The sequence below is a fragment of the Mesorhizobium humile genome, assembly GCF_033977215.1.
Lineage (GTDB): Bacteria > Pseudomonadota > Alphaproteobacteria > Rhizobiales > Rhizobiaceae > Mesorhizobium > Mesorhizobium humile.
The window spans coordinates 121,847-134,481 of record NZ_JAVIIV010000004.1 but is presented as its reverse complement, the minus strand read 5'-3'; the positions used below and the strand labels follow the sequence as shown (position 1 = coordinate 134,481).

Annotated in this window: 17 protein-coding genes; 6 read left to right on the top strand and 11 right to left on the bottom strand. The window is 64.6% G+C overall.

Annotation, left to right across the window (positions count from 1 at the left end; translation table 11 throughout):
- Positions 1–41: 41 nt before the first annotated feature.
- The 3 genes from hdaA to RFM52_RS08310 are packed head-to-tail and all read right to left on the bottom strand — an operon-like array spanning position 42 to position 2,542.
- Positions 42–746, bottom strand: coding sequence for a DnaA regulatory inactivator HdaA (gene hdaA / locus RFM52_RS08320; protein WP_320296398.1), 705 nt, complete (start codon positions 744–746; stop codon positions 42–44).
- A 1-nt stretch (position 747) separates the two neighbouring features.
- Positions 748–2,013, bottom strand: coding sequence for an AI-2E family transporter (locus RFM52_RS08315; protein WP_430699260.1), 1,266 nt, complete (start codon positions 2,011–2,013; stop codon positions 748–750).
- Complete coding sequence (locus RFM52_RS08310; RefSeq protein WP_320296252.1) at positions 1,910–2,542, bottom strand: CDP-alcohol phosphatidyltransferase family protein; 633 nt, start codon at positions 2,540–2,542, stop codon at positions 1,910–1,912. The genes RFM52_RS08315 and RFM52_RS08310 overlap by 104 nt, the downstream gene beginning before the upstream one ends.
- Before the next feature lie 192 nt (positions 2,543–2,734).
- On the opposite strand from RFM52_RS08310, the gene purM reads away from it, so the two are divergent.
- Genes purM through RFM52_RS08290 form a run of 4 tightly spaced genes read left to right on the top strand, consistent with a single transcriptional unit; the run spans position 2,735 to position 5,224 of the window.
- Positions 2,735–3,814 carry a phosphoribosylformylglycinamidine cyclo-ligase gene (purM, locus tag RFM52_RS08305; protein ID WP_320296253.1) on the top strand — a complete coding sequence of 360 codons (1,080 nt, stop codon included), beginning with the start codon at positions 2,735–2,737 and terminating at the stop codon, positions 3,812–3,814.
- Positions 3,811–4,518, top strand: coding sequence for a phosphoribosylglycinamide formyltransferase (gene purN / locus RFM52_RS08300; RefSeq protein WP_320296254.1), 708 nt, complete (start codon positions 3,811–3,813; stop codon positions 4,516–4,518). Before purM ends, purN begins: the two co-directional genes overlap by 4 nt.
- 20 nt (positions 4,519–4,538) lie before the next feature.
- The gene (locus RFM52_RS08295; protein WP_320296255.1) at positions 4,539–4,718 is read left to right on the top strand and encodes a hypothetical protein; all 180 of its coding nucleotides are present in this window, start codon (positions 4,539–4,541) and stop codon (positions 4,716–4,718) included.
- Positions 4,709–5,224, top strand: coding sequence for a SixA phosphatase family protein (locus RFM52_RS08290; protein ID WP_320296256.1), 516 nt, complete (start codon positions 4,709–4,711; stop codon positions 5,222–5,224). Before RFM52_RS08295 ends, RFM52_RS08290 begins: the two co-directional genes overlap by 10 nt.
- 70 nt (positions 5,225–5,294) lie before the next feature.
- Here the strand turns inward: RFM52_RS08290 and RFM52_RS08285 are convergent, their stop codons facing one another.
- The 5 genes from RFM52_RS08285 to RFM52_RS08265 all read right to left on the bottom strand — a co-directional run bounded on the left by RFM52_RS08285 (position 5,295) and on the right by RFM52_RS08265 (position 7,108).
- Complete coding sequence (locus tag RFM52_RS08285; RefSeq protein WP_320296257.1) at positions 5,295–5,543, bottom strand: DUF680 domain-containing protein; 249 nt, start codon at positions 5,541–5,543, stop codon at positions 5,295–5,297.
- 275 nt (positions 5,544–5,818) lie between these two features.
- Entirely contained in the window at positions 5,819–6,025 is a 207-nt protein-coding gene (locus RFM52_RS08280; RefSeq protein WP_320296258.1) for a DUF680 domain-containing protein, read from the bottom strand.
- A 321-nt stretch (positions 6,026–6,346) separates the two neighbouring features.
- A complete protein-coding gene (locus RFM52_RS08275; RefSeq protein WP_320296259.1) occupies positions 6,347–6,553 on the bottom strand; it encodes a DUF680 domain-containing protein in 207 nt (68 codons plus the stop codon).
- 54 nt (positions 6,554–6,607) lie between these two features.
- Positions 6,608–6,814 (bottom strand): DUF680 domain-containing protein, encoded by a 207-nt coding sequence (locus tag RFM52_RS08270; protein ID WP_320296260.1) that lies wholly within the window; start codon positions 6,812–6,814, stop codon positions 6,608–6,610.
- A gap of 54 nt (positions 6,815–6,868) precedes the next feature.
- Positions 6,869–7,108, bottom strand: coding sequence for a DUF680 domain-containing protein (locus RFM52_RS08265; RefSeq protein WP_320296261.1), 240 nt, complete (start codon positions 7,106–7,108; stop codon positions 6,869–6,871).
- A gap of 483 nt (positions 7,109–7,591) precedes the next feature.
- On the opposite strand from RFM52_RS08265, the gene RFM52_RS08260 reads away from it, so the two are divergent.
- Both RFM52_RS08260 and RFM52_RS08255 read left to right on the top strand, forming a co-directional pair.
- Positions 7,592–8,269 carry a response regulator gene (locus RFM52_RS08260; protein ID WP_320296262.1) on the top strand — a complete coding sequence of 226 codons (678 nt, stop codon included), beginning with the start codon at positions 7,592–7,594 and terminating at the stop codon, positions 8,267–8,269.
- The gene (locus tag RFM52_RS08255; protein ID WP_320296263.1) at positions 8,266–9,639 is read left to right on the top strand and encodes a sensor histidine kinase; all 1,374 of its coding nucleotides are present in this window, start codon (positions 8,266–8,268) and stop codon (positions 9,637–9,639) included. Before RFM52_RS08260 ends, RFM52_RS08255 begins: the two co-directional genes overlap by 4 nt.
- Positions 9,640–9,667: 28 nt before the next feature.
- Here RFM52_RS08255 and RFM52_RS08250 read toward each other — a convergent pair whose 3' ends face one another.
- From RFM52_RS08250 to RFM52_RS08240, 3 genes are all read right to left on the bottom strand, one after another.
- Entirely contained in the window at positions 9,668–10,546 is an 879-nt protein-coding gene (locus RFM52_RS08250) for an ABC transporter permease (RefSeq protein WP_320296264.1), read from the bottom strand.
- Between the two features lie 11 nt (positions 10,547–10,557).
- Positions 10,558–11,367, bottom strand: coding sequence for an ABC transporter ATP-binding protein (locus RFM52_RS08245; RefSeq protein ID WP_320296265.1), 810 nt, complete (start codon positions 11,365–11,367; stop codon positions 10,558–10,560).
- A 103-nt stretch (positions 11,368–11,470) separates the two neighbouring features.
- On the bottom strand, positions 11,471–12,484 hold the full coding sequence (locus tag RFM52_RS08240; protein ID WP_320296266.1) for an ABC transporter substrate-binding protein: 1,014 nt from the start codon (positions 12,482–12,484) through the stop codon (positions 11,471–11,473).
- Positions 12,485–12,635: the final 151 nt, after the last annotated feature.

Sequence of the window (12,635 nt, the reverse complement as noted above, 5' to 3'; positions counted from 1 at the left end):
ATTCCGGGCGGAAAACCGCTCACACTTTTCCTGGAATTGCTCTAGATATCGAACTCGCCCTGCCCTTCGTCCATGGCGCTGACCGTCTCGGCGGCCAAAGCGCGGGTGATCGGCGTCTTGCGTTCCAGCGCCGCGCGGTCGAGGCGCTCGACGATGCGCATGGCGGTGCCGAGCGAGCGCTCGATGCGGCGCACCAGATATTGCACCACATGCGGCTCGACTTCGACCTGGCGGTCGGCGAACAGCTTTGTGATGACGCCGGCCAGCAAAAGGTCGTCGGGCTCGTGGATCTCGACCGTCGCCGCCGCCTTCAGCCGCGAAATGAGGTCGGGCAGCACGACGCGCCAGGCCGAGGGGAAACGCCGCGCTGTCAAGAGCAGCGTTGAGCCCGCGCCGCGCACGGCGTTGATCAGGTGGAACAGGCCCTGCTCGTCGATCGGGCCCTTGTCGATATCGTCGATGAGCGCAGGCCTGGTGCCGAGTCCGGCAATGTGCTCGCCGATCCGGCCTGGATCGATGGCGACGGCATGCGTCCGATCCTGCCATATCCGGGCGAGATGGGTCTTGCCGGAACCGGGCGGCCCTGCCAGCACGACCACTGGCGACGGCCAGTCCGGCCAGCGGTCGATCAGCGATGCCGCTTGCGCGTTGGTGCCCGAGACGACGAGCTCGTCACGCGAATAGCCGGTGCCGTGGCCGAGGTCGAGCGGCAGCTGGCGCGGCGGATCGGATCGCTCTGCGGACACGTCAGCCACGCGGCTTCGAACGATGGCCGCCGCCACGATCGGCCGGCAATGGCGGCACGGGCTGGGCGGCGTGGCCCTTGTAAAGCGGCGATTCGAGATAGCGGGCTATGGCGAAGCGCACCAGCACGGCAATCGCGGCCGAGGCCGGCACGGCAATCAAAAGGCCGACGAAGCCGAACAGCGCGCCGAAGGCAAATAGCGCGAACATCAGCCATACCGGATGCAGGCCGACGCTTTTGCCGACCAGCCTCGGCTGCAGGATGTTGCCCTCGATGAACTGGCCGACGAAGAACACGCAGGCGACCAGCACCACCATGGTCCAGTCCGGCCAGAACTGGACGAAGGCGACGCCGACGGCGAGCACCAGCCCGGTCAAGGAGCCGACATAGGGGATGAAGGAGATCACCCCGGCGAAGAAGCCGATGAGGATGGCGAAGTTCAAGCCGGTCAGCGTCAGGCCCGTAGCGTACATGGCGCCGAGCACCAGGCAGAGCGTGCCCTGCCCGCGCACGAAGCCGGCGGTGGCGGTGTTGATGTCGCGGGCCAGCGCGCGCACCGTCTCGACATGGTCGCGCGGCACCCAGCCATCCACTTCGGCGACCATGCGGTCCCAGTCGAGCAGCATGTAAAAGGCGACGACCGGGGTGACGACGAACAGGCTCACCACTGAGACCAGTGCGACGCCGGAACTCCAGATCGAGGTGAAGACGGTGGTGAGCAGGCTGAAGCCGGACGTCAGCAGCGAATTCAGCCCGTCGCGCAGGCCGGCGGCGTTGACGCCAAAGCGCTGCTCGAGCCATTTCGGATCGAAGCTGGTGATCAGCGACTGCAGGCGCGTGAGATATTCCGGCAGCTTGCGGGCGAAATCGGCCATCTGGGTGGCCAGCACCGGCACCAGGATGACGAAGGCCAGCACCACGACGACGATGAAGGCAATCAGGATCACCACCGTCGCCATCAGGCGCGAGAGGCCGAGCCGCTGCAGCCAGTCGGCGACCGGGTCGAGGAAATAGGCGAGCACCATGCCGGCCACGAACGGCAGCAGGATACCGGAGAAAAGATAGAGGAACAGCGCCAGCAGGACTGCCGTCGCCAGCCAGAAGAAGACCTGGCGGCGAAGCCCGCCCGAGCCGTCGTCAGCGGCGATCACCGCGCCGTCATTGTCAGGCGTCCGTGCAGGAGCCGCCCGACTTGCCGATGCCCGACTTGCTGTCGCCGGTCTTGATGTCGTCGTTCTGGGAGTTGCTCGTTCGGGAGCCTTCGCCATAGCCGCTCATATGCCTTAGCCAAGCCACGAGATAGGCCGCGGCCGAAGCCACGGTCAAGACCCCGGTCAGCAATATGAGAGCGGTCCGCAGCGCGCCGAGATGCACGGAGAAGGCGAGTTCGCCCAGCACGAGCGCCGCCAGCACGATCTGCGCGGCGGTGTTGGCCTTCGACACGAAGAGCGGCTTCATCTCGACCGGATGACTCATCACGCTGGACAAAAGCACCGCGCAGACGATCAGCCCGTCGCGCGAGACCATGGTCACCACCAGCCAGAGCGGCAGTTCGCCGGCAAAGCCCATGACGACGAAGACCGAGACCAGCAAGAGCTTGTCGGCGATCGGATCGAGATAGGCGCCGAGGCGCGACGACTGGTTCCAGCGGCGCGCGATGAAGCCGTCGACACCATCGGAGATGCCGGAGACGAGGAATCCGGCGAAGGCCCAGCCCCAAAGCGACTGCAGCATGGCCAGCACCACCGCAGGCACGAGCAGCAGCCGCATGATCGTGATCATGTTGGGAAGGGTCACATGAGGTCCCGTCGTGTCTTTTGTTGGGAAAAAGATGAGGGAGATGGGAGGTGGGCGCAAGTAGCGGAGCGGCGAAGCTGCCAATCACCCCCGCACTTTCCTCGGGAACAAACTCCCTCACCCGCGCGTCATCCTTGCTCCCCGAAACCATTCATGCGAAGAGCCCGCAATGGAAACAGGGACGAGCCGGCAATGAGCAAGGGCGACCAGGCCAAGCGCAAGAATGGGCTCACCTATGCCGAGGCGGGCGTCGATATCGATGCCGGCAACCTGATGGTCGAGAAGATCAAGCCGCTGGTGCGCGCCACGCGCCGGCCGGGCGCCGACGGCGAGATCGGCGGCTTCGGCGGTCTGTTCGACCTGAAGGCCGCAGGCTTCACCGATCCGGTGCTGGTCGCGGCCAATGACGGCGTCGGCACCAAGCTCAAGATCGCCATCGACGCCGGCAAGCACGACACGATCGGCATCGACCTCGTCGCCATGTGCGTCAACGACATCGTCGTGCAGGGCGCCGAGCCGCTGTTCTTCCTCGATTATTTCGCCACCGGCAAGCTCGACCCGGATCAGGGCGCTGCGATCGTCGGCGGCATTGCGCAAGGCTGCCGGCAGGCCGGCTGCGCGCTGATCGGCGGCGAGACGGCGGAAATGCCCGGCATGTACCACGACAAGGATTACGACCTTGCCGGCTTCGCCGTGGGCGCTGCCGAGCGCGGCCAGTTGCTGCCGACCGACGACATCGTCGAGGGCGACGTTCTGCTCGGCCTGGCCTCGTCCGGACTGCACTCCAACGGCTTCTCGCTGGTGCGCCGCATCATGGCGGCAAGCGGGCTTAGCTGGAGCGATCCAGCGCCGTTCAACGACGAACTAAGCCTCGCCGAGGCGCTGCTCGAGCCGACGCGCATCTATGTGAAGTCGATCCTCAAGGCGATCCGGAACACGCATGGCATCAAGGCGCTCGCCCACATCACCGGCGGCGGTTTTCCGGAGAACATTCCGCGTGTGCTGCCGAAGGATTTTTCGGCCGAGCTCGACCTCGAGGCGATCGACGTGCCGCCGGTGTTCGCGTGGCTGGCCAAGACCGGCGGCGTCGCGCCGGAAGAGATGATGCGCACCTTCAACTGCGGCATCGGCATGATCCTCGCCGTCGCCTCCGGCCAGGCGGCGCAGGTCGCGGCGGTGCTGCAGGAAGCCGGCGAGACGGTGACGCCGATCGGCCGCATCGTGCCGCGGCGCGATGCCGGCGTCATCTACAGGGGCTCGATCGGCCTATGAGCAGGAAACGCACGGTCGTCCTGATCTCGGGACGCGGCTCCAACATGACGGCGCTGATCGCGGCGGCGAGCGATCCAAGCTATCCGGCGGAGATCGTCGGCGTCATTTCCGATCGCGCCAACGCGGCCGGCCTCGGCATCGCCCAGTCGCGCGGCATCGCCACGAAGGTGGTCCAGCGCGCCGACCATCCGAGCAAGGATGCCTATGACGCCGCGGTCGATGCCGCGCTCGCCGGCTTCGGCGCCGACATCGTGGCCCTGGCCGGCTATATGCGCATCCTCGGCCGCGGCCTCGTCGAGAAATGGCAGGGGCGCATGGTCAACATCCACCCTGCCCTGCTGCCGGCCTTCAAGGGGCTGGACACGCACGCGCGCGCCATCCGCGCCGGCGTTCGCATCCATGGCTGCTCGGTGCATTTCGTCACGCCCGAAATGGATGACGGTCCGATCATCGCGCAGGCCGCCGTGCCGGTGATGGTCGGCGACAACGAGGACACCTTGGCCGCGCGCGTGCTCAAGGTGGAGCACCGGCTCTACCCGCTGGCGCTGGGTCTCGTCGCCGAAGGCAAGGCGTCCATGGAAAAGGGTCACACCGTGCTTGCCCATTTCGCCGACGACGCCGACAACGCCAGCTCGGTCGTAATGGCGCCGGACCCGCTGCGCGAGGAGACGGACCTCGAACAGCTGGCGCGGATCACGCCGTAGCCTTGGCTGGAAGCAGCAGTATGGCGATCAACTCAGAACCGACGAACCAACCGCAAAGCCGAACTGAAGCAGACCGACTGCGCAAGGCTTGGGAAGACGGGCTGGCCAGCGATCCGTTCGATGATTTTGACATCGAGGCAATCAAAGAGAAGGCTCGCGCTCGTCTCATTGGTTTCCCTGGTCCTGATCGATGCCCGTGAAACAGCTGCTCATCCTGCGCCATGCCAAGTCGAGCTGGGACGATTCCGCACTTGCCGATTTCGACCGGCCGCTGGCCCCACGCGGCTTGAAGACGGCGCCGCTGCTGGGGCGGGAGCTGGCGCGGCGCGGCTGGCTTCCCGACCTCGCTCTGGTCTCGCCGGCGCTGCGCACCCGCGACACATGGCGACTGGTCGCCCAGGAACTGCCGAAGAACGTGCCGGCGCAATTTGCCGAGGAACTCTATGAGGCGGAGGCCGGCGCAATCCTGGCGCGCGTGCGGCAGGCCAAGGCGACGAGCCTGCTGGTGATCGGCCACAATCCCGGCCTGCAGCATTTTGTGCTGCGGCTGGCCGGCGCCGGATCGGACGAGGCTGTCTTCAAGAAGATCGAAGCGAAGTTCCCGACGGCGGCGCTCGCGCGATTCACGCTGGACGAGGATTGGGCGGACCTCGACTTTCGCGGCGCGCGGCTGACGCATTGCGTGAGGCCGAAAGACTTAGACTAGGGTAGAGCCAGAAGCTTGCCGAAAAGGCGGCGGGCGAGCCCGCCGCCTTCAGTATTTTCAGAGAAGCTGATCAATTGCCCCAATTATCCGCAGGCGGACCCGGCCAATTCGCAGGGTCGGTCGCTCCGGTCTTCATCGCGGTGTCGACATTGGGAGCCGGCTTGGCCATCTTGTGCTTCGGGATCGAAGCCGTGACGCTGGTGTCAGCGCCGATGGCTGCCTGGTTGACGCCGTCAGCGCCGTAGTGATCGCTGCCGGCGGATGCGGTGCCTATGGCGGCGACAAGTATGGCGGCCGCGACGAATGCAATCCTGGTCATGTTCGATTTCCTTGTTCCGTGTCGTTTCATCGGCGGTAGCCTTGGGAGGATGGCCCCGCTGCCGAGAAGACCTGAGGTAGCCAGGATTTATTCCCGGCGCGCCGCTGTTTTCAGCGGCCACGGCAGCGTCGGATTCGACTTCGCCCGGGAAAAGGAAAACGATTACAAATACTTGTGATACACATACGTGTGAAGTGAATGATGTTGCCGGTAGCCGGCTTCACAAAAGCGAAGCGGCGGGACAAAGCCCGCCGCCTGGTACCTTTCGGACCGGATCAGTGGTTGCCGAACAGGTCGTGGTTGGTGCCTTGCACGACCGGCTTATGGACATCCGTATCCGACTTCGTGATGGAGGCCGTCACAGTCCGGTCGATGGTGACGACCGGCTGATTTGCGTTGGCAGCGCCATAATGGTCGGAGCTGGCGAAAGCAGTGCCCGTGGCGACGAGAATGGCGGCTGCGGTAAGTGCGATCTTGGTCATTTCAAATACTCCTGTTCCGGGTTGTTCCGTTATCGATCGGGAGCGATTGACGATCCGATGACCCAGTGGATCGGTACAGGACGGCCCCCGACATCGCCCGGGGCTGCCCGCTCGCTGCACTCGTTTGAATTTCCCTGGATCGGCCCCGTCTATCGGCCCTTGCCTCCACTTCGGAGCCACCGGGGGGTCCCGTTACAGGCATCACCGCTTCGTGATAAATGCTTGATCAAACCTAGGAGGCGGCCTGGGAGTAGCCGGCTCCACAAAAGCAGAGCGGCGGGACAAGCCCGCCGCTTTGAGGTCCGTCGAGGACAGAACCGTTTAGCGATTGCCGAAAAGGTCGTGATTGGCGCCCGTGACGACCGGCTTCTGGACATCAGCGTCCGACTTCGTGATCGAAGCGGTGGACGAGGTGTCGACCGACGCGGCCGGCCGGTTGGCCTCGTTGGGGTTGTAGTGGTCGGACCCAGCAAAAGCGGCGCCAGTGGCGACAAGCAGGGCGGCGGCGGTAAGGGCGATCTTGGTCATTTGAGTTACTCCAGATTTGAAGGTTGTCGATTGAAGGTTCGCGTGGCGAACCGCTTAGCGGTTGCCGAACAGGTCGTGGTTGGCGCCCGTGACGACCGGCTTCTGGGCATCCGCGTCCGACTTCGTGATCGAAGCGGTGGACGAGGTGTCGACCGAAGCGGCCGGCTGATTGGCATTGGCCGACCCGTAGTTGTCCGAGCCGGCGAAAGCGGCACCGGTGGCAACGAGAAGGGCGGCGGCGGTAAGAGCGATCTTGGTCATTTGAGTTACTCCAGATTCAAGGTTGTTGGTTTGAAGCGGATCAGGAGGGGCCGATTAACGGCCCCAGATGCCCTGGCCCGACTGCGGCTGGTTCTGATCAGGCGTGATGTGGAGGTCGCGCTGTTCGAACTTGTCGAGCTTGCGGATCGAGCCGGTGACGGTGTTGTCGACCTTGCCCGCGGGAGCGGTGACGGCCGGCTGGTTGACGTTGTCGGAACCATAATGGTCGCTGCCGGCGAAAGCGCTGCCCGTGGCAATGAGGAAAGCGGCGGCGGCAAAAGCAATCTTGTTCATTTTAGGTACTCCAGATTTCAAAAGTCATGTCCGTCTAGTGGCGTGCCTTGATGGAAATTCGCGTCGCTCGGACCACCCCGAAATGGGTCGGCCCTGTTGCCATTTCCAATCACGAAAAGTTGTGAACCGAACCGTTCGGTTCGATCTTGAAATTATGCGAGTGACGCGGCGGCCACATTCTTATCTTTTGATATCAACTGGTTACGGCGAACGCCTTGAGATGCGGCACCCTAATGCGGGCTGCCGGTGTTCACCCTGGTTGCACGAACCGTCAACATTAATTGAACCGAACGGTTCGATTTAATCGCTTGCCGGACCGAACAAGGGGCTAGGCAGGCGCCACGACCAGGATGGCGATCGCCGGCAAACCACGTTTGCCTTGCGCGCGGATCGATACTATCGGTTGGTCTGAGGACCAATTCGGACGCCGCCTGCCGCCCTATGGCGACGGTCGACGCCATTGGGAGGAAACAGCGACAAACGATGCGGCTGCTGCTTGTCGAGGACAATCGCGAACTGGCCGATTGGCTGAGCAAGACGCTGCGCCAGGCGAGCTATGTCGTCGACGTCGTGCATGACGGCGAGGATGTCGAGCATGCTTTGGCCGCGGGCGACCATGCCTTGATCATCCTCGACCTTGCCCTGCCCCGCATGGGCGGCATGGAGGTGCTGAAAAGGCTGCGGGCGCGCGGCAATCCTGTGCCGGTGATCGTGCTCACCGCCAATGCCAGCCTCGACGGCCGGGTCAAGGGCCTCAACGAAGGCGCGGACGACTATCTGGCGAAACCCTTCCAGATCGAGGAACTGGAAGCGCGCATCCGCGTGCAGTTGCGCCGCGCCAACGACCGCACGGCGCCGGTCATTTCCTGCGGCGATCTGGTCTTCGACACCAACACACGCCTGTTCTCGCTTGCCGGCGCGACGCTGTCGCTGACGCCGCGCGAGCACGCCGTGCTGGAACAACTCGTCGTCAAGGCCGGCCGCACGGTGAGCAAGGCGGCGCTCTCGACGGCGATCTACGACTTCGAAACCGACGCCGATCCCAGCGCCATCGAGATCTACGTGCACCGGCTGCGCAAGAAGCTGGAGGGATCGCGCGTCCAGATCGCCACCTTGCGCGGCCTCGGCTATCTGTTGCGTCACCACGATCCGGCGCCATGAGGATCGGCAGGTTTCGGATCGGCAGCCTTCGCCTGCAATTGCTGGCCTGGGTGGTGCTGCCGCTGGCCGGGCTCGCCGCCATCAATTTGTGGACCAGCCATGGCAATGCGCTCGCGACCGCCGACTTGATTACCGACCGGATGCTGATGGCGTCGGCGCGCGCTATCGCCGAGCAGGTCGCGGTAAAGGACGGCGTGCTTGACGCCACAATTCCGCCGGCGGCGATCGAAATGTTCGATACCGGCGACCGCGACAGAGTCTACTACCATGTCGAGACCGCGGGCGGACGCCTGCTTACCGGCTATCCCGACCTGCCCAAGGCGACTCAGCGCGGCAGCATCGAGACCGGCTTTCGCGAGCACCGTCTGCGGCTCGCGACGCTCGGCCATGCCGTAATCGGCGCCGGGAAGGATTCGCCGATCACGGTCACAGTCGGCGTGACTCTCGCCGGGCATGACGCGATGGTGAGGCGTCTGTGGTTAAGCGCCTTCGGCCAGCAGCTGGCGCTGGTGGTGATTGCCGGCGTGTTCGTCCTGCTCGGCCTGCGCCGAGGCCTCGCGCCACTGCTGCGGCTGCGCGACGCCGTGCGTTCGCGAAGCCGCAGCGATCTGGATCCGGTCGAGGTCTCGGGCGCCCAAACCGAAATCCGGCCGCTGATCGAGGCGCTCAATGCCTATATGGCGCGTGTGCGGGCCCAGATGGCGGCGCAGCGCCGCTTCATCGCCAATGCGGCGCATCAGTTGCGCACGCCGCTGGCGCTGCTGTCGACGCAGGCAAGCTATGCCTTGCGGGAGACTGTCCCCGATGCCCGACATGAAGCGCTTGTGGCCCTGCAGGCAAGTTCCGGTCGCCTGGCGCGTTTGGCCGAGCAGTTGCTCACCCTGTCGCGGGCGGAGCCCGGGAGCAGGCGGCCGCGCGCCGATCGCATCGACCTGACCGAAGCGGCGCGGCAAGTGCTCGAAACTCATGCGCCGGTCGCCGTTGGTCGCAATATCGATCTCGGCCTGGAGGAAACCGGGCCCGTGCCGGTCATCGGCGACGGCACCATGCTGCGCGAGATGATCGTCAACCTCGTCGACAATGCGCTGCGCTACTCAGCGCCCGGGAGCAGCGTCACGGTGAAGCTGGCGGCCGTCGATGGCGAGGCACAGCTCACGGTCGCCGACGATGGACCCGGCATTCCCGCGGACGAGCGCGAGCATGTGTTCGAGCGCTTCTACCGCGTTGCCGGAACGACAGAGGAGGGCAGCGGGCTTGGGCTCGCCATCGTCCGCGAGGTTGTCGAGAACGCCGCCGGCCGCGTCACTCTTGGAGATGGCGCGGCCGGCGGGCTGATCGTCGAGGTGCGGCTGCCGCTGGCTGGCGGCTAATATCCAGCTGTGAAACCTGCCGCGGCCATCACTGCGTCTCGTGCAGCGGCTGCGGCCGCCACTTCGCCAGTCTGCTCTCGACCAGCGTCATCAGGTACTCGGCGCCGAGCGCCACCACCATGACGATGACGATCGCCGCATACATGCCGGCGGCGTCGAACGAGCCCTTGGCGATGTTGATCAGCAGGCCGATGCCGTAGCGCGAGCCGACGAACTCGCCGACGATGGCGCCGATGATGGCGAAGCCGAAGCTGACATGGAGGCTGGCGAAGATCCAGCTCATCGCCGACGGCACGATGACCGAGCGCGTCAGCTGCCAGTCGGAGGCGCCGAGGATGCGGGCATTGGCGATCATCGCGCGGTCGGCCTCGCGCACACCCTGGAAGGCGTTGTGGAAGACGACGAAGAACACCATGACGAAGGCCAGCGCCACCTTCGAGGCAAGGCCAAGGCCAAGGATCATGATGAAGATCGGCGCCAGCACGACACGCGGGATCGAGTTGATCACCTTGATGTAGATCGAGAAGATGTCGGCGGCCATGCGGTTGCGGCCGAGCGCGACGCCGATGACGATGCCGGCGACGGAGCCCGTTACGAAGCCCAGTACCGATTCCTCCATGGTGACATAGAGGTGGTACCAGAGCGGCCCTTCCGACGTTCCCTGCGTGGTCCATTCATAGAGCCGCCCGGCGATGGTGCTCGGCATGGCGTAGAAGAAAGGATCGATCCAGGCCATGCGGCCGGCGATCTCCCACAGGCCGAGGAAGATGATGAGGATGGCGAGCCGCCAGAAGATGACGGCGTGGCGGCGATGCGCGGCGGCCTTGGCAGCGGCTGCCTCGATCTCGGCGTCCGAAGTTCCCGGCCTGAAGCTTGCGGTCGAGATATTGACGGTGGCGTCTGTCATATCGGGTTCCTTTAAGCGGCCGCGCGGGCGTAGCTGGTCTCGACCTCTTCCTTCAGGTCGGCCCAGATGGTGCGCGAATAGTCGATGAAGCTCTGCTCGTAGCGGATGTCGGCGACGACGCGCGGGCGTGGCAGGTCGATCGTGTAGACGGACTTCACCGTCGCCGGCCCGGCCGTCAACACATAGACCTTGTCGGCCAGCGCGATCGCTTCCTCGAGGTCATGGGTGACGAAGACCACCGACGCCTTCGCCTCGGACCACAGGCGCAAAAGCTCCTCATGCATCAGCACGCGGGTCTGCACGTCGAGCGCCGAGAACGGCTCATCCATCAGCAGGATCTCGGGACCATTGATGAAGGTCTGGGCGAGCGCCACGCGCTTGCGCATGCCACCGGAAAGCTGATGCGGGTAGTGCTGCTCGAAGCGCGCAAGGCCGACGCGAGCCAACCAGTCGCGAGCGGAGGCCTGGGCCTGCGCTTTCGACTTGCCGCGAAACAGCGGTCCGGCCATCACGTTCTCGATGACGGTGCGCCACGGAAACAGCGCGTCGGTCTGGAACACAAAGCCGATGCGCGGGTCTATGCCCTTGACCGGCGCGCCCATGACGCGGACCTCGCCCGCGCTCGGCCTGGCGAGCCCGGTGACGAGGTTGAGCGTCGTTGATTTGCCGCAGCCAGTCGGGCCGACGACGGCGACGAATTCGCCGCGCCCGACCGTCATGGTAAAATCTCGGATCGCCGTCAGCGACTTGCCGGTGGGGGAAAGGAAGCGGCGGCTGACATTGATCAGCTCTATCGCCGGAGCGGTCTTTTCGACAGCCATGGTTGGAACTCCAATAGCGGGCGACCGCCGCGCGGGGATCGCCGGGCGTGGAAAACAGATCAGGATGCCGGCACGAAGCCTGAACCTCGTGCCGGCTTGATCGCTATTTCACGTTCTTCACGAATTCCGTGGTGTAGGTCTTCGAAAGGTCGATCTGCTTGCCCTGCAGTTCTTTCTTGAAGGCCGAGAGAACCGTGAGCACCGTTTCGGGGCCGCCCTGCGGCATCACGCCATCGGCGGTGAACATCGCCTTGCCGGCGTCGAGCGCCTTCACATAGCCTTCCTGGTCGCCGACATAATAGTCCTTCGGCATTTTTTCGGCGATCTCGGCGCCGCTATGGGTGTTGATGAACTTTAGCGTCTTGACGAAGGCATTGGCGAGCTTCTGGACCGTGTCCTTGTGCGCATCGACCCATTCGGTCTGCATATAGAGGGAAGCGGCCGGGTAGGTTCCGCCAAGCGCGGCCTTCGTGCCTTCCATCGTGCGCATGTCGATGAGAACCGCCGCCTCGCCGGTCTTCAAGAGCCGGGTGATCGTCGGCTCGGTCGTCATGCCGGCCTGGATCTTGTCCTGCTGCATGGCGGCGATGAAGGTGTTGCCGGCGCCAACCGGCACCGAAGTGAACTCGCCGAGCTTCAACCCGTTCTTCACCGCCAGATACTCGGTCAGGAAATTGGTCGAGGAGCCGAGGCCCGTGACCCCGAGGCTCATGCCCTTGAAGTCGGCCGGCGACTTGATCTCGGGATGCTTGGAAGAGACCAGTTCGACCTCGCCCGGCGCCTGGCTGAACTGGACGACGGATTCGACGAACTTGCCCTTGGCCTGCAGGTCGATGCAATGATCGTAGAAACCGACCACGCCCTGCACGGCGCCCGCCAGCATCTCGTTTTCGGCATCGACACCCGCCGGCTCGTTGAGCAGTTCGACGTCGAGGCCTTCGTCCTTGAAATAGCCGAGCGCCTCGGCAAGCTTGGCGGGCAGGTAGATCTGCTTTTCGTAACCACCCACCATGATCGAGATCTTGTCGGCGGCCGATGCCGTCGTTGCGCCCGCGGCGAGCGTGGCAAGCGTCAGCAGCGCCGAGCCCAGGGCGCATTTAGAGATGAAACCGGTCACGTAACTTCCTCCACCTTGGCGGCCGCCGTCCGGCTGAACCGCATTTCCTCCTGCCGGCCCTCCCAGGCCGATCACGTGGCGAGCGCCACAAAACTGTCATGGCATGGCCAAGCTTTCAGCTGGCTTTCAGCCATTTTAGCGACCGTTGAAA